Source organism: Dietzia sp. HMSC21D01 (assembly GCF_001815995.1).
Lineage (GTDB): Bacteria > Actinomycetota > Actinomycetes > Mycobacteriales > Mycobacteriaceae > Dietzia > Dietzia cinnamea.
Genome location: NZ_KV823661.1, coordinates 1 through 17,909 on the forward strand (window position 1 = coordinate 1; position 17,909 = coordinate 17,909).

Here is a 17,909-nt window from a genome sequence, read left to right on the forward strand (position 1 = left end):
GGTAATCGATGTCTCCATCAAACCCGGGGCCCTTCAGTCAGAGAGTTCCGAACCAGCAAGGAAGACCGCGATCCATGGCGGCACCACGGGGGTTCGACACCACGACCCGGGGAGCGGGCGTTGCGGATATCAAGGCCCTGGTTTCGAAGCCGGTGGTCGGCTGTCGTTGACGAGTTCGTCTTCGACGATTTCGGGTAACTGCTACGCCTCTTGAGCGTCTTCGCATTCGACGGGCGGGTCGTCGCCGATGTCGCCGTGGAGATGCCAGTGATGGGACCAGTCGACGTACCCGGCGACGGCGACCGCGAGGTCGGCGATCCCGGGCAAGAGGCCACTCGTGCACCGAGTTGGCAAATGAAGTCACTTCGCTGTCGACTGTTCATGGGACAGACACCATCACACAGCGCGATTACGCTACGAACCATCCGGCGCGCAAGTCAAGTTGCATATTGTGACTACCGACACTACTCGCCAGGTGCCAGACGTGACGCATCCCGCGTCACCAAACCCATGGAGGGAATCATGTCCGCAACCCTGCTGGACGATGTCAAAGCAGACCGGATCTCGTTCACCGTCGACTCGCTGACACCGAGTCGAGCTGGCGTGACCGACCTCAGAGTGGTGCGGATCGGCACGCCGGAGGTCGAGGACACCCGAATGTGCGCACAGTGCGTGGGCGAGTGCAAGGTCTTTTGAGTCGCTGGGAGGAGGCGCGTCATGTCGTACAAGCTGGCTGACGAAGTGTTCGTCGTTCCCCACGCTGAGCATCCAGTGTTGTATGCCCCATTTGAAGGGATCGTGGCACGGATCGACCGCAGTGTTGCGGATGAGCTGGAATCGGTCACTTTGGGCGGCGCGCCTCCATCCCCGGAACTCGTGTCAACTCTAGATGCGCTGGGACTGATGGTCCCCGACTCGTCCCCTTCACCTGCAATCACGGCCGAATGGAACGAAACTTTCGCACCGCTCGGCGTCGTGTATATGGTCACCGCGGCCTGCAATCTGCGATGCGAGTACTGCTATGCCGACGCCGGCGACTACCCGGTCAATCTCTACGATCGCCAGATGGCGCGTGATGCCGCAAAGCTTGTGGTCGACAATGCAGCGGAGCAAGGTGCACCGACCGCCTATTTGAATTTCCACGGCGGTGGCGAGCCTACGCTCGACTTCGACCTCATCCAGTCCACGGTCGAGTGGGCTCGCGAGTACGCCGCGTCGACTTACGGGGCCGGACTCCACGTCAGTGCCTCGATGGTGACGAATGGACTCATCGCCAATGCCAAAGCCGAGTGGATTGCCGACAACATGGACTCGGTCCAGGTCTCGCACGACGGTCCCGCGGCGGTCCACGATCTCCAGCGCCCGACCCTCAAGGGAGGGAGTTCCTATGATCGTGTCCGCGAAGTAATCGAGCTCCTCAGTGGTCGTGTCCCGGATCTCATGATCAAGGCGACCATTAGCCGGGCAGCCGTACGGTCGATGCCGGAGATCGCCAGGTATTTGTGTGAGTCCTTCGACCTCTCACGATTCCATCTCGGCCCTGTGCTCGGGACTGGCCGGGGACGCTCGACGATCTTCGGCGAGCCAGATGCGCAAGAGTTCGTCGAAATGTACTACAAAGCCCAGGCCATCGCGGACGAGTACGGGAAGCAGATCATCGTCTCGGGAGCCCTCAATACTTTCCCGAACATCCGGCGGACCTTTTGTGGTGTCACCGACCCGAACTTCTCGCTGACTGCCGACGGACACATCTCAAGCTGTTACGAGATCATGTACGACGACGATCTTCGTGCGCCGCACGCCTACTACGGCCGATACGACCGTGCTACCCGGACCTTTGAGGTCGACGGACACCGAATCGCCAAGTTGCGGCAACACGACATCAATCATGTCGAAAAATGCCGCGACTGTTTCGCCAAGTGGCAGTGCGCTGGCGACTGCCAGGCTCGGTGGTACAACTCCCAGACCGGAGATCTGGAGACAGGAGTCGACGTGCGATGCGACATCAACCGCACCCTGATCCGGGATCGGCTACTCGAGATCGTCAGCGTGAGCTAATCCCGACACGCCGGTCAGGGTCTGCCGAGTGCATCGACTTGGTGGTCCTCCTTGACGTCAGGAACGGGGAATCGCTTGCCTACAACTTCGACTTCGAGAACCTCCGCCTGGGGGCGATTGAACGGGCACTTTCGACTGCCGGATTCCCTTCTCGTCACACCACTTTCACCGATGCGCCGGCGGTTGTAGGGGCCGCGAGACGCCCCCTCGTTGTCCTCGACGCGTACTTCCGAGCGGCCGATGAAGTGGTCACGGCGTTGCGTGCTGTTCGGAAGGCGAATCCGTACGCGGAGATCGCATGTTTCGGACGTGCCGCAGCCACCCTCGCTCGCCTGCAGGGAGAGCTGGAGTTGGTCGACCATGTCTACTCCGGTGACGAGGTCGCCAGTGTCCTCGCGGCTATCGGCGCCCAGCACGATTCGTGGGACCGGGTCACCCCAGTTCGGAGGGGGATCCTTCACGTTCCGGAGAAACGGGTTTTCGATGTCGAGGCGACCCGAGGCTGTGCGCACTCGTGCACATTTTGTGCCGTCGACGCGGACCACAGGGCCTCCCGCCCGCAGGTCTGGCGGGCACGTCCACCTGAGGACGTAGTCGCCGAGATTGTCGATACTCGTCGGTCGACCGGGATGAACAGGGTCCAGTTCGTCGACGACAACCTCCTCGGTTCCCCTCGCGACGCGGAGGGCTGGGCATCTGCCCTGTCGAAAGGCCTCGTGGAGCAGGCCTCGGGGACGGCGTTCTCCTTCTACGGACGCCTCGACGGGCTTCTCTTGCGCTGCTTGGGACGAATGGTCGAGGCGGGCCTCGTCCAAGTTCACGCAGGTGTGGAGTCCGGAAGTGACACCGTGCTGAGAAGACTCCGCAAGGGGCTGACCACCGCCCAGATGGAGAAGGCCCTGTCGGCACTCGACTCTCACGGGGTCGAACTGATCGCGTCGCTAATTGTGTTCGAGGCGCGGACCACCCCCGGTGAACTGGTGGAGAGCCTGGATTGGTTGATGGACTGGGGTATGGCTCGATACTTCTCACTATCTACTGCGATTCCGTTCCCCGGAACACGTCTACGAAGCGAATACGAGTCGGCCGGGATCCCGATCGATGTCGACCGAGGTCGTCTGGGGTTCCCAACAGCGGTTCGCTTCCCCGATCCCAGGGTGCAGGAGATTTTCGACATCGCCAAGGAAAGGGAGCTCACGGCGGATTTCGATGTCGAGTGGCACATGCGGAAGCGGTTCGCCTACGAAGAAATGCTGGGCTCGATCGACGACCCGAGGCCCACGTGGCTCGCTGATCTCACCGAGTTCAGGCTCCGACAGATGGTGGAGATTCGTGACCACGCAGCCACCTTCGAGTGAGACCGTCCCCGCCGAGGTCTTCGATGCCGTAGCGCTCGCCCACGACCACATGAGATGGGACCGGGAACCAGGAACCTTCGACGCGTCAGTTCTGGAGGTCCTGGAAGGAATCGCCGCCTCGCGTCGAGGAAAGGCATTATTCCTGGGCTGCGGATCTGGCCGTGAAGCTGCTTCGTTCTCCGCGAACGGTTGGGACTGCGTTCTCGTGGACTACTCGCCGACGATGCTCGAACTCGCTCGGGAGCGGCTTGGGACCAACGGAATAGAATTCGTCCTGACCTCAGTCGATGAATATCTGGACACCTTGGACGATCGATTCGATTTCGTGTCCATGGTAGGCGAGGTGCTCGGCTATGTCCCTGACCCGCCAGCTCTCCTGGCCGCCGCAGCCTCCGTCGTCGACAGCCTCGGGGTACTCATCGTGACTTGGGCTGACGCAGACCGTCTGGGCGTGGGTACATTGCGAGGGGACGTGGCGAGTTTCCACGAGAAGGGGGACCTCCACATCTCAGCGTGGACGGCAGAAATTTATGGCCGATGGGCTCTCGCGGCCGGCTTGGCCGTCGGCACCGAGCTCGGTGCGTATTCAGAGTCACCGAGACGATGCTGGATCCATTGATCCTCTCCACGTCAGCCGCGCCGGAGTCACCGCGCCCTGCTTCGCCATTCAGACCTCACCTCCCCTGCCGCCGACCCGCTCCAATGCAATGGACGACCTTGACTATGGAACGGCGGACTCGTCCACGCCGATCGCGGCGTCGCGGAGGCTTACAGCGCTGCGAAGTAGGCGGAAGGCCACCTCTGACCAGAACTCACGACGCTGCTCGCCCCCTCGAGGGTGGTTCACGATTTGAGCAATCATTCCGTCTCTCTTGCCGCGCGGACACATCATCAGAGAATTCGGAAGGCCCCTCCACGAGGTATCGCCACGGCTGTCCCCTGAACTGATGACATTCAGACCTTTCCTCATGGTCCGCTGATTCCGGTCATACGCTGAAACGGTGACCGATTCGAACTTCTCGCTCTCCGACGTCGACGATGTATTGGCCCGCGAGTTGCCGTGGCTCGACGACGACACCCTCGACGACCTCACCCGCTTGGTACGCCGCGACTTCCGGATGTGGTTCTCCGCGTCCTTCGACCAACGTCTCGGCGAGGCGAAGGTCGACGAGTTCGAGGCCATGGTCGACGCCGGCGACGAGCCCGGCGCACAGCGGTGGCTCACGCAGCACGCGTCGGACGACAGCGAGGCTGTCGCCACCAAGCTGAACGAGCTCGTCCGCGAGGCGGTGGACCGGGTCGAGTCGGTCCGCTGCGTCCTCGACACCGCCGGGCACTCCGAGACCGATCCCGTCGGTTTCGACGCACCCGACGCCCCAGACGCTGCTGCACCCGAGACCGGCGGCACACTGCCGGATTGGGATGCGGCGTACCACTACATCGGAGCCTGTACGCCACTCGGCTCGTCCCCCCGGCGATGCTGCGCATCGTCATCGGAACCGGCAACGGCCGTTCTCAGCCGATCACCATCCACGACCAGCACGGGCGCTGGTTGGAGTTTCGTTCGGCGGTCGGCGAGCCCGTCGAGGAGGGCGCACTGCGCGCGATCGCCACCGAAGCCTGGAAGTGGGTCGGGATCGGGGTCGCCCTGGCTCCGAGCGGCTACGCGCTCGTACGGACCGCACTGCCCTACGACGGGCTCACAGAGAAGGCCCTCGAGCGCGTCCTCGACCTCATCGTCGAGGCCGCCGACCAGATCGAGGCTGCCCTGTCCGACGACGACCGGTTCTGACCGCCTCCGGGCCGAGAGGACACACGATGGATGACAAGACCGATCTGCTCGCCAGGCTCCGGGAGCGACTGCCCCGGCTCGACGAGGGCGAGCTGCTGGAGCTGGGCAGGCGCGCATTCGAGGAGATGGAGCAGCGCGTGGGTGAGCGCCTCTCCGCCGGGTTGACCGATGCCCAGCTCGACGAGTTCGAGAAGATCATCGACGGCGGCGACCACGACGCCGCGCACAAGTGGCTCGTCACCACCCGGCCGGACTACCGGGACGTTGTCGCGCAGGAGCTCGACCGGATTGTGGACGAGGTGGTCGAGACCGTCACCTCGGCCGAAGGCCCCGAGGAGGAGTCCGGGGAGCCGGACGCCGCGCCCGCCGCCGAGGCCGTCGAGTCGGTCCGCACGGATCCGGACCGGAAGCGAGCTCAGCCCGCCACGCCTGAGGACGACTCCGCCATCCGCATCCGCGACTGGAAGGAACTCAAGCACCATCTCCACTCGCGACTCGTCTGTCGACTGCGCGGCGACGACATGCTCACCACTCTCATCTCACTGCCCCAGGGGCGGTCATAACTCGTCTATGTCCGCGCCGTGAACGACACCTGGGCGGAGGCGAGTTCCGGGATCGGACGTTCACTCGACTCTGATGCCATCTCTACGGCCCTGAGCGCTCTCACCGACTGGATCGGCATCGGCGCGGCCTCGGCGGAGGACCTGCTCGTCGCCCGACACGGTCTGCAGTACGAGGGTCTCACCGTCGCCTCCGCCCTACGCGGGGTGTTCGCCGTGGCACAGGCCGCCGATGAGGCCGAGCAGGCGGCTACCGGCGGCGACGACTTCTGATGCCCGACGAAGCGACGACGAACGTGATCAGGGTCATAGACCTGCGCATTCTCGGGAAGGAGATGTTCGACCCCACTCAGTGGGGGATCGTGGGGCCGAGGTTCGTCGAACGGATGACCGAGGTCCTCCGACTGCTCCACCGCGTGAGCGAGGGGCGGGCGTCGCTTCTCGACGTGCCCCGAGTCCTCCGGGACACCGACTTCGTCGACAGCCTGGCGGGTTCCCTCGCCGTACCCGACGCGGACCTCCAGGCGTGGCTCAAGGCCGAGAAGCTGACCCGCAGGTCCAGCGAGTTCGGCGAACTCAACGCCTGAGTAAACTCCAAGTTCATCAAGTTCAGCGGCACCCCTGCCATGAAGGGGGTCCTCGGAACCGGGGAGAACTCGATCGACTGGACCGAGGTCATGGACTCGGGCCGGATCGTCCTCGTGGACCTCTCCAAGGCCGCGCTGGGCGAGACCTCGTCTCGACTACTCGGGTACCTGCTACTCAACTCGTTCTGGACCTCGGCACTCCAGCGCAAGTCTGATCGGACGTTCTCACTCTTCGTCGATGAGGTGCAGTCCTTCTCCTCGTCAACCCTGCCGGACATGCTCTCCGAGGGCCGGAAGTTCAGGCTGTCGGTGATCGTCGCCCACCAGTACCTCGGGCAGCTCGACACGAGGCTCCGCAACGCTCTCGACGGCAACGTGGGCACGACGCTGGCCTTCGGCTGCTCCGCCTCTGACGCGCCCGAGATCGCCGCCCGCTTCGGTGGGCTACTCACCACCCCTCGACCTTCGCCACCCTGCCCGGTATGACCGCCATCACCATGCGCACCGCCGGCGGCGTCGCATCCACCCCCTTCTCGTTGGTCGTGGACCACAACCAACGAATGGACGCCAGGGGCCACGGGGCGAAGCGGTTCACCGAGGTCGAGCCCGTGGTCCGGACGAGAACCCTCGAGGCGCTGGTCGAGCCCCACCGTGACGCCGTCGGCCTCTTCGAGGAGCCGCACGCGACGCGGATGACGGAGCGGATCAAGAACGTCCGGGAGACGGGGAATCCCGGGATCGGCAAGAAGACGGGTTCGGGTTTCCTCGACGACTGGCTCGTCGAGCGGACCAAGCGCCCGCCGACACCGTCCGGCGACCCGTCGTGACAGCCGCGGGGATCCTTCACGTGGCGCTGTGACTCGACGATGTCCTCCGCTTGGAGGACAGACGCGCGGCCGCTACCGGTCTAGCGTCGATCCACAGGGTCCCCCATTGTTCGGGATCCGACCCTGCGCGGGGCCCCTTCGCACCACCCGAGGAGCAATCATGTCCGCTTGGCAGAATCTCATCAACTACATCGAGAGCAACTTCAGGGTCGCTGATCACGTGCGTTCCGACAACGGTGACGTGATCGGACTCAGGCTGCATTTCTCCGTGGCGGACGACCGCAAACAGGTCGTCTTCGTCTTCGTCCAGACTCTGATGGACGGCGACGAGGAGTGGATCGAGATCGAGTCCCCCATCGGACGGTTCGGCGAGATCAGCCTGGCCGACGCATTGGAGAAGACCTCCAACATGGTCTGCGGGAACCTCGGCAAGACCGGAGACCACGTCACCCTCGTCCACAGTGCCCCGATCGAGAACCTCGATGTCAACGAGTTCGAGCGCCCTCTGCGCCTGATCGTGACCTCCGCCGACCGGCTGGAGCGGGAGCTCACCGGAGCCGACCGCTACTGAGACCACTGCCCGGAGCCGCCGGGCGATGAACGACGAACGGAGCCCCCGATGAACTGCCGCAAGTGCCACAAGCCCGTCCACCCCTGCCCCGTCTGCAAGGGCGGACCAGGGACCGGGATGTTCGGCAAGCTCACCTGCTCGACGTGCAACAACACCGGCTTCTTGTGCCATCGACACGACGGCTACTGGAAGTAGCCCCTCAACCGCGGCCTGAACCGTGACGGCGGTCATCGGAGTTCTGACCCTCGTCGGGCTCCTCGGGTTCATCATCGCCCTCATGGCCGGGGTGGTCCCTCACGCGGACCGCTTGGCGTCCGTCGGAAGTCCGGCGTCCCACGCCATCCTGGAGAGTCTGGTCGGTGCGGTCGCCGTGGCCACGCTGCTCGCCGAGGTGTCGGAGGGGAGCTTCGGTGCCGCCACGGTCGGAGCCGGGCTAGGTCTCATCTCCGCGATCCGGGTGCGTGCGCCGGAATGGGCATCGCTCAGCGCGGCCTTCTCGATCCTCTATGGCGCGGCCGGGGTCTTCGCGGCGGTGATCGCGGTCATCGGGATGTTCGACTCCGGGTGCGCCGGCGAGACGCCTGTCCACCCCGTCGTGATCTCCCTCCTCGTCGCGGCCGTCGCCGCGTTGTCACTGACCTCGAGTTTTTTCAGTTTCTCCGCACTGTCACCGGGCAGGCTCTCCGCCGTCGGCGTGGGTTGGTTCGCGTCTGCGGAGACACTCGCGGTCCTGTCCTCTCCCGTGGGACTCCAGCTGTTTCCCACCACTGCCTGGTACTTCATCGGCCTCGTGCTCTTCTCGATCGTCGTGGGGCTGGGCCTTGGTGTCGCCCCGGAACCGGTGTTCATCCTGGTATCCGTCGCCTTCCTCCTCGCCACGGCGAGCACCGCCACCTCGTCCGATTCGACGTGTCAGGTACCGCACGCCATGACCGCGGTCACCGTGTTGCTGTCCTTCCTCGCCGTCCACCTGCTCGTCGGCATGGTCCTGCGGATGGTGAGATGACACCCATCGCGACCCGGCCGGATATTCATCCGTTCAGACGACAGCGCGAACCACGTCCTCAGGAGACAATCAGGAGCGATTCGCGCCGGCCGCACGGTGCATAGAGACGAGTCGAACAATCGGACACGCTGATGAGTGGAGTGGTGGTCGGACCGTGACGAACAGCATGATCGCCCTCGCACTGCTGGCTGACACACAGGTGACGAGAGCCGTCCACGAGGCGGACGAGGCCCGCGCGGACGCGCGAGCCGAACTGGAGGCCAGACTCCGGCAGGAGGCCGCCGAGCGCGCACGCCAAGAGGAGGCCGCGCGCCGCGCCTGGGGGGAATACGACGCACGCCACCACAACGCAGTGAACGCGGTTCGTGCCAGCGGCACCGGCATCGTCAGCGGCAGCGTCCTCGCCGGAATCCTCGCTCTGGCCCTCATGATTCTCGGGGTGTGGATCTGCACGACTCTGCGTCTGGTGTTCCCGACCACCTTTGAAGAGGCGGACTACTATCGCGCGGTCAACGGAATCGGGCACGCGATCAACGGATGGCTGTGGCTGATGATCCTGGTCGCGATCGTGTGCGGAGTGGTCGCCCGCTGGGCGCCTGTCGCCACGTGGCTCACCGTCGCAGTGATCGGGTGGGCGGTGTACAAGTCAGCGCCCGCCGCCAGCTCACCGGGCGGTATCGGTTTCGTCTTCTCCGACCTCGTCCTCGACCTCGGCATGGTTTCCGTACTCCTCTTCACAGCCATCTGCCTGGGACTCTTCTGGATCCTGGCACTCACCTACGGCCAGGCGGATCGCGCTCGTGAGTCCCGACTGGGACTGGAAAAGGCCCAGGAGAATCTCCGGGGAGTCGAGGCCAACCCTCCGTCCGTCCCGCGCCCCGCGCCCGTCTCCGGGCTGCCGTCATGAGCGGCCCCAAGGGGATCGAGTACGAGATCCAGCAGGCACGGTTCCGCGAGGAACGTGCGCTCGCGGACGCGCAGGCCGGATGGAGGCGGTTGACGGCGGCTGTCCGGCGATTCCGGATCGGGTGCGAGGTCACCGGACATACGGACCTCTTCGTGGAACTGCCTGTGACCCCGACCGGAGACTCCGCGCCGTGGCGCCGCGCCTGCGAACAGGTGAGGCAACGGCTCGAGCGCTCCCAGGCGGAGTTCGACCGACGACGCCAGGAGGAACTGCACCGCCGGGTGGAGCACGACATCTCAGCGGCTGTCGCCGAACTGAAGAGGTCGGAAGCAATCCGGATCGCCGCCGCTCTCGACGCCGCCCGCGCTCACGCGGCGGAGGTCGAGACATCCTCGACCGTCTCCGACGCCGTCACCGATCGGGGGCCGACGCGCGAGGACGTCAGGAAGTCGGTCGACGCCGAGCTCCGTCGACTCACCGAACACTCTCCTGAGCTCACCAGCCTCGGGGCCCTCATCATCGCAGAAGACCCCCGACGCTCGCGGCTGCTCGTCGCCGACCTGGCAGGTCGGGTCTCAGCCGCCAACCGCGTGGCCGCCACGAGACGCGAGTACGCGCGCACCATCGACGACCTGCGCGCCAAGGCGGAATCGATCGCGGCGGAGGCCGGCGTCGTCGGTGGGTCTGATCCGTCCCTGTACCTGGATCGCGCCGAGACGACCATTGCTGCGGGCGGCGATCCGGCCGCCGACCTCCGGACGGCGTCCGACATCGTCGTCGGACTCGAACGGTTGGCCGCCACGGGCTCCGAGCGTCGCTTCGTGATGCGCGCCGTCACCGAGAGCCTCGCCGAGCTCGGCTACACGGTGCACGGCACCGAGGTGGGGACCGCGGAGACACTCCTGTTCCGGTCGAGTGCGGCCGCGACGGACACCCATCTCGTCAGGGTGGAGGTCGACGGCGAGGAGGTCGGGATCCGCACTGTCCGCACCTCCGGATCCACCACCCGACTGCAGGACATGGCGGCCGACGAGTCCCTGTGCGCCGACCTCGACCCGTTCCTGGCCGGCCTGTCCGACCGTGGGGTCACCAGCGGGCGGATCCGCCGGACGGAGGCCGGGGTCGTCTCCCCGCCTGTCGTCGCTGTGCGGGAGTCCGGGGCGGGCACCCGCGGCGAGGCCACGGCGGCCACGACCGACGCCGCCGCGGCAGCGCGACGTCGCCGCGCCCGGACCACTCGCCAGCAGCAGGGAGGCACGCGATGACCTCGCCCGCGCCCGCCGCCGTCCAGCTCGAGGCGCTGCCCTCATGGCTCCGGGAGATCGACGTCACCCTGAGCGTCAATCCCCAGGTGCTCGTGACCGGCAATCTCCGGGACGACATCCTCATCCCCGAGCCGGGGCGTCCGTTCCCGTCGATCTTGTCCGTGATGGACGCGATCGTCCTGGTCCTGCGTACGGCAGGTCACACACGGGTCATCGGTTTCGACCCCGTCGACGGGGCCCGCGCGCTCGTGGCCGACGAGACCACCGAACGGCTACTGGGCAGGCTGGAGAACATCGAGGCGGAGTCGGTCACCGCCCTACGCCACCGTCAGCTCGCGGACCTCCTGCGCGCGGTGACCTCCTCGCCGGAGCCCTGCTGCCTCGTCGTGGACGGGGCGTCCCGCCTCGCGGGGGGGCTGGACTTCGCGGAACCGGAGTTCCACCACACGCTCTCCACCGCGGAGAAGGTCCTGTCCACCGCCGTGCGTCATCCTGTCCCGGGCCCCCACCGGGCGCAGCTGTACAACGCGGTGTTCTGGCTGCTCGACAGAGAGGGCGATCTCCCACACTGGCTCAGCGCCTCCCAACTCACCCGCGTGGTCTCGGTGCCGGAGCCTGCGCTCGGCCAGCGCCGGGAGGCTGCCGCCAGGGTGGCACCGTCGCTGCCCGGATACGCCGACCTCGACGACACCGGCAAGACCGAGTTGCTCGACACCTTCGCCTCGCTCACCTCCGGGCTGACCCTGCGGTCGATCGCCGAGATCTCGCGGCTGGCGATCGACCGGGGAATCGGGGCCGCCGAGCTCGGCGACGCGGTGCGCACCTTCCGAGTCGGGGTACCGGACAACCCGTGGCGCGACGAGGCTCTCCGCGACCGGATCGGCAACGGCGAGGAACTCCTGGGCCGCAAGGTCAAGGGCCAGCCCGCAGCCGTCCGCAAGTCCCTCGACATCCTGATCCGGGCGTCGATGGGTCTTGCCGGCGCCCAGACATCGGGCAACGGAAGCCGTCCGCAGGGCGTCCTGTTCTTCGCCGGCCCGACCGGTGTCGGAAAGACCGAGTTGGCCAAGACCACGGCCGAGCTGGTCTTCGGCCGCTCCGACGCATTCCTCCGCTTCGACATGAGCGAGTTCTCCTCCGAGCACGCAGAGGCACGGCTCATCGGCGCGCCCCCCGGCTACATCGGCCACAACGCCGGCGGCGAACTCACCAACGCCGTCCGGCAGCAACCCTTCCGGCTCATCCTCTTCGACGAGATCGAGAAGGCGCATCCTCGCATTCTGGACAAGTTCCTCCAGGTCCTGGAGGACGGCCGGCTCACCGATGGCAACGGTTCCACGGTCTACTTCACCGAATCCCTCATCGTCTTCACCTCCAACCTCGGCGTCTACGTCGAGGAGAACGGTGTCCGCGTACCGGTGGTCAAGCGCGGCAGCCCCTACACGGTGGTCGAATCCACGATCCGCGCTGCGGTGTCGGATCACTTCGTCAAGGAGATCGGCCGGCCGGAGTTGCTCAACCGGATCGGCGACAACATCGTGGTATTCGACTTCATCGACGAGTCGACCGCGGAGATACTGGTCCCCCTGTTCGTCGGCAACGTCAGGGACCGCGTGCTCGCGCAGACCGGTCACCACATCGAGCTGAGCGACGCCGCCACGGAGACGCTCGTCGCGGAGGCGGTGACCAAGCTCGACTTCGGTGGTCGTGGGGTCGCGACCGCCGTCGAGTCGATGCTCGTCAACCCACTCGCCCGCGCACTGTTCGCCCTACCCCCCGGCAGGACCGACTGGAGGGTCGAGTCCATCGAGCGCGACGCCGGTGGATGGGCGGTGCGACTCGCATGACCGCCATCCTGCTCTCCCGTCTCCATCACCCCGTGGAGTCGCTGGGATTCGGGCGACGCGCGGGAATCTGGTTCCAGGGGTGCACGGTCCACTGCCCCGGATGCGTGTCCGTCGACACGTGGCGCCCGGACCGTGCCACGGAATGCGCCGTCGACGACGTGCTCGGGTGGCTCGCCGCCCTCGACGATCCGCTGTTGGACGGGATCACGATCTCCGGCGGAGAGCCGACGGATCAGCCGGCGGCGCTCATCGCTCTCCTGTCCGGCCTCGGCGAGTGGATCGCCGAGCAGGACCGTGAGATCGACATCCTGCTCTACAGCGGTCGAGAACTGTCCGGCATCCACGACCTCGCACCCGGAGTTCTCGAGCTCGTCGACGCCGTGGTGAGCGGCCCGTTCGTCGCCGACCTCGCCGGCGCGGACGCCCTGCGCGGATCCTCCAACCAAGAGGTCACGCCGTTCACGGCCCTTGGCGGGCTCCGTTACCACGCCGCGTCGCTCGAGGCCGACTACGGACAGCAGCGATCCCGCATGGCGGTCCACGTGGACGGCACATCGATCTGGATGGTCGGCATCCCCCTGCCTGGCACCATGACCGCGCTGTCCGACAGACTCCGCGAGCGCGGGGTGGGCCTCGTCAAGGAGTCGTGGCTCTCATGAGTGACGTCATCGCCTGCCCCAACCCCGACTGCGGCCTGGAGATGGACCGCACTGTGTTGGCCATGTGCACCAGCTGCGGGACGGACCTGTGGGCGATCCCCCCACGTGCTGCAGCGACGACGCCCGCCCCCGCGGCGGCGGCACCAGTCGCACCCGGATCGGTCCCTGCTGCTCCCGCTCCGCAGTCGGTGGGCCCCGCACTTCTCCGACTTCCCGGCGGCAGCGCGGTGGTCGTGCCCTCGGACGGACTGCCCGTGGCCCTCGGCCGCGACCCCTCCTTCGCGGACGCCGCCGCGTTCGCCTCCTTCGACAACATCTCGCGCCGACACGCGACGGTCTGGTTCGACGGGACCACCCTCGAGGTCAAGGACAACGGTTCCGCCAACGGCACATGGGTGGACGGCCGCCGACTCGAACCCGACGTCCGCACCGAGGTCGGCCCACATCAGAGCCTCCGGCTCGCTTCCGACGTGACCGTGACGATCGACAGGGGGACCGCGTGAGGATCCGCATCGAGGGAATCTCGCACCGCGGGATGGTCCGCGACCACAACGAGGACGCGTTCGGGTGGCGGGGCCTCGCCGTCCAGACCGACGACGGCCCCCCGCTGCTCACCGAGCTCGAGGTGACCAGGCCGATCACGATCGTGGTGTGTGACGGCATGGGCGGGCACGCCGGCGGTGACCGCGCGTCCCTCATGGCCACCAGGCTGATCGGCTCCGACTCGGTGGTCGGCAGCACTGCGGACCACCACGACACCGCCGTCCGCCTCCGCGAGGCCATCCGGGAGACCTCCGAGGTGCTCAATGCGTTGCCCACCGGCGCTCAGGAGGGGGCGACCCCCGGGTGCACGGTCGTGGGCGCCACAGTCTTCCCGGACGGGAGCGTCCTGGTCTTCAACGTGGGTGACTCCAGGGCCTACACGCTCGACGACAGCATCCTCTCCCGGCTCACCGAGGATCACCGGCGCGAGGGAGGCAACACGCTCACCCAGGCGCTCGGCGGCGGAGCCAGGGTCGTGCTTGAACCCTCGTTCTACTCGCTTCGGCTCGGTTCCGTACCGGGAGTGGTCCTGTGCACGGACGGGCTCGACGACTACGTGGATCAGGGCGGGATCGAATCCGCGATGGCCGAGGACCTTCCGGACCTTCCTCTGCGCCTACGCAATCTCGCGCTCGCCGGGGGTGGCGGCGACAACGTCACCGTGGTGCAGGTCGGCCTCGTGCCGGAGCCGGCGGATTCCGAGACCGCGCCGCCCGGCACCGACGGGACCGATCTCGAACCGGAAAGAGACGCAGAGGCGCGCCCGACCGACACCACTGCGATGACGGAGAAGAACGATGTCTGACGATTCCGCCCTCCCCGATGCCACCACACCTGTGGACGCGCCCGAGGATTCGCGCGACACGGGGACGTCTCGCCTGCGCGGCTCGCTGTTGAGGGCCGCCGGGACGGGTTCGACCTCGTCGTCGTCCCCCGCTTCTCCACCTCCTCCCCCGGCCCCGAGCCCGCCGGCTACCCGGCTCGAATCGCCGAGGACTCCGACTCCCCCACCTACGCGGATCGATGCTCCGTCGACGCCCACCTCTCCACCGACGCGCATCGAGTCCCCCGGCCCCTCCTCGTCCACTCCATCGACACGGCTGGAAGGGACCCTCACGCGCAGCGGTGCCGCCCCCACCCGCTCCGACTCGCCGCCCGCCACGCGTGTCGAGTCCCCGTCCCGGCTCGGCGGAACGCTCGTCGGCAGGGCCACGGGCGCACACCTGCGGGAGAACCTTCCGCCCGGTCTGGCCGCCAAGTACACGCTGATCAGCGAGCTCGGTGCCGGCAGTGAGGCCCGCGTCTACCTCTGCGAGGACTCCTCCGGCAGGCACGTCGCGATCAAGCTGTACTTCCACACCCCGACGTTCTCCTTCGATCCCCGGGACGAGAAGTACCGCAGCCGCTTCACCCACGAGCACGCCGTCGAGCTGATCGACCGAGAAGTCGATCACGGGGTGACCTATGAGGTCCTCGAATACTGCGCCGACGGCACTCTGGCCGATCTCCTCGCCGCATCTCCGCGTAGCGGTGACGCCGGGTTCGCGGACGAGGTGCTCACCGAACTCGCCGACGCGCTCGAGTGTCTCCAGTCCTCCACCGACGGTCCCGGGCTGGTCCACGCGGACGTCAAGCCGAGCAACATCCTCGTCCGCACCAGGGCGCCCTTGGACCTGGTGTTCACGGACTTCGGTCTGACCGTCGACCTGGGTGGCCGCTCCCGAATGACCAACACGGGGGCGGGCACGGTCGCGTACGCGGCGCCCGGCTCCGCGTACTCCCACCGCGCTGCCGACGACTGGTGGAGCCTCGGGATGATCCTCTACGAGATCATCGTCGGGCACGGATACTTCCAGTCTCCCGACGGGAGCACCCTCGGCGAACGTGCCATCGAGGAGCACCTGTACATCCAGGACATCGATCTCGCCGCGGTGACGGACTCCGGCATCCCGGAGTCCGACCGGTGGATACTCCTCCTCTCAGGGCTGCTCACTCGCGATTACGCGAAGCGCTGGGGAGCGGACGAGGTCCGCCGGTGGCGCGGCGGCGAGTCCCCGGAGGTGCACCGTGGAGCTCCCCCGGCCCCCCGCGTCACCGGCGGCACGGCCGAAGTCCGTCCTGCCCGCCCGCTCGTACTGTGGGGCGACCTGAAGGTCACCACCCCACACGAGCTCGGAGTAGCCTTCGCGGAGAACCCCTCCGCTGCCGCCCGCTCCGTGACCGGCACCGCGATCAACAGCATTCAGAAATGGTTGTGGCGTGACGCCGGACTCGACGACGCCCTCACCGACATCCGCGAGGATTGGCAAGCCGCCGAGACGGTCGCATACCTGACTGCCAGGCTCGCTCCCGAGCAGACGATCCGCTACCTCGGGTACGACATCAGCACCACGCCCGCCTTGCAGAACTCGTTCAGAGAGGCGGCCTCGGCCACCCGACGAACTGTGCAGGACTTCCGCACCCGCCTCTACGAGACCCGCCTTCTCGGTGCGCTTGCGGATCCGGTGTACCGGCCGACCTACGACTCCCTCGACGCTAATTGGCACGACGTGACCCAGCTCGCGTACGACGAGGCCGAGGACAGGGGAATCGGACTGGACGCCCAGGCGAGGCACGCGATTCGAGACAACGCGCTCCACGTGTTCTGCGGCGAGGGCTCGCGCGACTCCATCCTGTCAGGCATCGACGACCGCATCCGGTCAGCCGAGTACGCGCGCGAGGTCGACTGGTTCGACAGACTCGTGACCGACCTCGAGGAACGGCGGCGATGAGCGGGACGACCGACTCTCATGCGCTGGCGCTGGCGCTACTCGCGGACGCGTCACTGGCATCGGCGGTGCACAGGGGCGAGGAGCTCGTCGCGGACCGGCGGCGTCTCGAACAGGCACGGCGCGAAGAGGAGCAGCGGGAGCGCGAACGGCGCGCCGAGGAGGAGCGTCGGGAGGAGGTGGCCCGGCAAGCGGTGCTTCGTGAGGAGCGATCCTCGCGCCGCATGGTGTTCGGCGGCGCGCTCGCGTTGGGCGTGGTCGGGATCCCCGCCAAGTTCGGCGTGGACTCGTTCACCAGGGGCTCGATCGGGTTCCCCTACGACTTCATGCGCAGCGCGGCCAACTTCCCCGACGGGGATCTCCTCGTCGGCGCGATGGGAGTCGGGGTGTTCCTCATCCTGCTCGCCGGCGCTCTCTCGTTCGCATTCCGGGACTTTCCGCCGCACGTCAAGATCCTCGGGTACTCGGGCGTCGCCATCGTGGTGCTCAGCGGATTCCCGGTGGTGGTGGCTGTGGCCCTGGGGCTGGCGATCATGGCGCTGTTTATCGCCCTGGGCGTCTTCGTCTTCTGGATATTGATCAGCGCACTCACCGGGTGAGCGCGCCGCCTTACTCCTTCATCGGTCGAAAAAGGTAGGCCTGCACGCCAACACCGACCGCGAACGCCGCGACCGCAGACATGATCGTCACCCCGAGGTAGCCCCAGGCGATCGAGCCTTGGACTGCAGACTGAGCAAGAAAGTAGACGAAAACTCCCGTAGTGAATCCTTGCAGAAGCGCTTGAACGGTAGCCACGCACCCGATCACCCCGAGAATCGTCCGGGCGGTGCGGCGCGACCCACCTACTGCTCTGACGGTCCACGCCCGTTCGACCACGACGATGATGATCGCCAGAAGGAGAAGCACGACGGACGGAGACTCCTCAGACCACAGCCCGCCGAGCTTCTCGATGATCCACCGTGAAGCGCCCACGATCCACCTGATGACTGACCATGCGTCCTGTGGCAGCTGAGGTGAACGGAGGACAGGAATTGCAGCACCCACCAACTGAATGGCCAGGATCGCGACAATCGCAAGAATCTGAAGGCCGAAGGGCCCCCCGGACGAGTCAGTGGACTTGGCGACGGTCATAGTCCGACTCCGGGGAAGTATCGTGCGACG

General features: G+C 66.6%; 24 protein-coding genes. 21 read left to right on the forward strand and 3 right to left on the reverse strand.

Going from position 1 to position 17,909, the window contains the following annotated elements; translation table 11 throughout:
* Window positions 1–201: 201 nt before the first annotated feature.
* Window positions 202–327, reverse strand: coding sequence for a hypothetical protein (locus tag HMPREF3086_RS19745; protein WP_256386755.1), 126 nt, complete (start codon window positions 325–327; stop codon window positions 202–204).
* A gap of 195 nt (window positions 328–522) precedes the next feature.
* Here HMPREF3086_RS19745 and HMPREF3086_RS18780 point away from each other — a divergent pair, with 195 nt between their 5' ends.
* The 4 genes from HMPREF3086_RS18780 to HMPREF3086_RS17770 are packed head-to-tail and all read left to right on the forward strand — an operon-like array spanning window position 523 to window position 4,035.
* A complete protein-coding gene (locus tag HMPREF3086_RS18780; protein WP_168169034.1) occupies window positions 523–696 on the forward strand; it encodes a hypothetical protein in 174 nt (57 codons plus the stop codon).
* Window positions 697–717: 21 nt separating this feature from the next.
* Window positions 718–2,058, forward strand: coding sequence for a radical SAM/SPASM domain-containing protein (locus tag HMPREF3086_RS01475; protein ID WP_083324217.1), 1,341 nt, complete (start codon window positions 718–720; stop codon window positions 2,056–2,058).
* Window positions 2,059–2,099: 41 nt separating this feature from the next.
* A complete protein-coding gene (locus HMPREF3086_RS01480) occupies window positions 2,100–3,416 on the forward strand; it encodes a B12-binding domain-containing radical SAM protein (RefSeq protein WP_070719788.1) in 1,317 nt (438 codons plus the stop codon).
* A complete protein-coding gene (locus tag HMPREF3086_RS17770; RefSeq protein WP_168169035.1) occupies window positions 3,391–4,035 on the forward strand; it encodes a class I SAM-dependent methyltransferase in 645 nt (214 codons plus the stop codon). Before HMPREF3086_RS01480 ends, HMPREF3086_RS17770 begins: the two co-directional genes overlap by 26 nt.
* A 367-nt stretch (window positions 4,036–4,402) precedes the next feature.
* Here HMPREF3086_RS17770 and HMPREF3086_RS01490 read toward each other — a convergent pair whose 3' ends face one another.
* Window positions 4,403–4,852 (reverse strand): hypothetical protein, encoded by a 450-nt coding sequence (locus HMPREF3086_RS01490; protein ID WP_070719793.1) that lies wholly within the window; start codon window positions 4,850–4,852, stop codon window positions 4,403–4,405.
* A 41-nt stretch (window positions 4,853–4,893) separates the two neighbouring features.
* Here HMPREF3086_RS01490 and HMPREF3086_RS01495 point away from each other — a divergent pair, with 41 nt between their 5' ends.
* The 17 genes from HMPREF3086_RS01495 (at window position 4,894) to HMPREF3086_RS01570 (ending at window position 17,347) form a co-directional block, all read left to right on the forward strand.
* Window positions 4,894–5,208, forward strand: a complete 315-nt coding sequence (locus HMPREF3086_RS01495; RefSeq protein ID WP_070719794.1) for a hypothetical protein — start codon at window positions 4,894–4,896, stop codon at window positions 5,206–5,208.
* Between the two features lie 26 nt (window positions 5,209–5,234).
* Entirely contained in the window at window positions 5,235–5,771 is a 537-nt protein-coding gene (locus tag HMPREF3086_RS01500) for a DUF5663 domain-containing protein (protein ID WP_070719796.1), read from the forward strand.
* An 18-nt stretch (window positions 5,772–5,789) separates the two neighbouring features.
* On the forward strand, window positions 5,790–6,041 hold the full coding sequence (locus tag HMPREF3086_RS01505) for a hypothetical protein (protein WP_070719799.1): 252 nt from the start codon (window positions 5,790–5,792) through the stop codon (window positions 6,039–6,041).
* On the forward strand, window positions 6,041–6,355 hold the full coding sequence (locus HMPREF3086_RS01510; protein WP_070719800.1) for a hypothetical protein: 315 nt from the start codon (window positions 6,041–6,043) through the stop codon (window positions 6,353–6,355). The genes HMPREF3086_RS01505 and HMPREF3086_RS01510 overlap by 1 nt, the downstream gene beginning before the upstream one ends.
* A gap of 39 nt (window positions 6,356–6,394) precedes the next feature.
* Window positions 6,395–6,841 carry a type IV secretory system conjugative DNA transfer family protein gene (locus tag HMPREF3086_RS01515; protein WP_070719803.1) on the forward strand — a complete coding sequence of 149 codons (447 nt, stop codon included), beginning with the start codon at window positions 6,395–6,397 and terminating at the stop codon, window positions 6,839–6,841.
* Window positions 6,838–7,182 (forward strand): hypothetical protein, encoded by a 345-nt coding sequence (locus HMPREF3086_RS01520; RefSeq protein WP_070719806.1) that lies wholly within the window; start codon window positions 6,838–6,840, stop codon window positions 7,180–7,182. Before HMPREF3086_RS01515 ends, HMPREF3086_RS01520 begins: the two co-directional genes overlap by 4 nt.
* Before the next feature lie 160 nt (window positions 7,183–7,342).
* Window positions 7,343–7,753, forward strand: coding sequence for a type III secretion system chaperone family protein (locus tag HMPREF3086_RS01525; RefSeq protein WP_070719808.1), 411 nt, complete (start codon window positions 7,343–7,345; stop codon window positions 7,751–7,753).
* Window positions 7,754–7,801: 48 nt separating this feature from the next.
* Window positions 7,802–7,948 carry a hypothetical protein gene (locus HMPREF3086_RS18785; protein WP_168169036.1) on the forward strand — a complete coding sequence of 49 codons (147 nt, stop codon included), beginning with the start codon at window positions 7,802–7,804 and terminating at the stop codon, window positions 7,946–7,948.
* A gap of 22 nt (window positions 7,949–7,970) precedes the next feature.
* A complete protein-coding gene (locus HMPREF3086_RS01530; protein ID WP_070719811.1) occupies window positions 7,971–8,759 on the forward strand; it encodes a hypothetical protein in 789 nt (262 codons plus the stop codon).
* 154 nt (window positions 8,760–8,913) lie between these two features.
* Complete coding sequence (locus HMPREF3086_RS01535) at window positions 8,914–9,666, forward strand: hypothetical protein (RefSeq protein WP_141763947.1); 753 nt, start codon at window positions 8,914–8,916, stop codon at window positions 9,664–9,666.
* Complete coding sequence (locus HMPREF3086_RS01540) at window positions 9,663–10,931, forward strand: hypothetical protein (protein ID WP_070719816.1); 1,269 nt, start codon at window positions 9,663–9,665, stop codon at window positions 10,929–10,931. The genes HMPREF3086_RS01535 and HMPREF3086_RS01540 overlap by 4 nt, the downstream gene beginning before the upstream one ends.
* Window positions 10,928–12,778, forward strand: a complete 1,851-nt coding sequence (locus HMPREF3086_RS01545; RefSeq protein ID WP_070719817.1) for an AAA family ATPase — start codon at window positions 10,928–10,930, stop codon at window positions 12,776–12,778. Before HMPREF3086_RS01540 ends, HMPREF3086_RS01545 begins: the two co-directional genes overlap by 4 nt.
* Window positions 12,775–13,437 (forward strand): 4Fe-4S single cluster domain-containing protein, encoded by a 663-nt coding sequence (locus HMPREF3086_RS01550; protein ID WP_070719819.1) that lies wholly within the window; start codon window positions 12,775–12,777, stop codon window positions 13,435–13,437. Before HMPREF3086_RS01545 ends, HMPREF3086_RS01550 begins: the two co-directional genes overlap by 4 nt.
* The gene (locus tag HMPREF3086_RS17775; RefSeq protein WP_083324219.1) at window positions 13,434–13,940 is read left to right on the forward strand and encodes an FHA domain-containing protein; all 507 of its coding nucleotides are present in this window, start codon (window positions 13,434–13,436) and stop codon (window positions 13,938–13,940) included. The genes HMPREF3086_RS01550 and HMPREF3086_RS17775 overlap by 4 nt, the downstream gene beginning before the upstream one ends.
* The gene (locus tag HMPREF3086_RS01560) at window positions 13,937–14,785 is read left to right on the forward strand and encodes a PP2C family protein-serine/threonine phosphatase (protein WP_070719822.1); all 849 of its coding nucleotides are present in this window, start codon (window positions 13,937–13,939) and stop codon (window positions 14,783–14,785) included. Before HMPREF3086_RS17775 ends, HMPREF3086_RS01560 begins: the two co-directional genes overlap by 4 nt.
* Window positions 14,778–16,751 (forward strand): protein kinase domain-containing protein, encoded by a 1,974-nt coding sequence (locus tag HMPREF3086_RS01565; protein ID WP_083324220.1) that lies wholly within the window; start codon window positions 14,778–14,780, stop codon window positions 16,749–16,751. Before HMPREF3086_RS01560 ends, HMPREF3086_RS01565 begins: the two co-directional genes overlap by 8 nt.
* A complete protein-coding gene (locus HMPREF3086_RS01570; protein WP_070719826.1) occupies window positions 16,748–17,347 on the forward strand; it encodes a hypothetical protein in 600 nt (199 codons plus the stop codon). The genes HMPREF3086_RS01565 and HMPREF3086_RS01570 overlap by 4 nt, the downstream gene beginning before the upstream one ends.
* Window positions 17,348–17,357: 10 nt before the next feature.
* Here the strand turns inward: HMPREF3086_RS01570 and HMPREF3086_RS01575 are convergent, their stop codons facing one another.
* Window positions 17,358–17,879 (reverse strand): hypothetical protein, encoded by a 522-nt coding sequence (locus HMPREF3086_RS01575; protein WP_070719827.1) that lies wholly within the window; start codon window positions 17,877–17,879, stop codon window positions 17,358–17,360.
* Window positions 17,880–17,909: the final 30 nt, after the last annotated feature.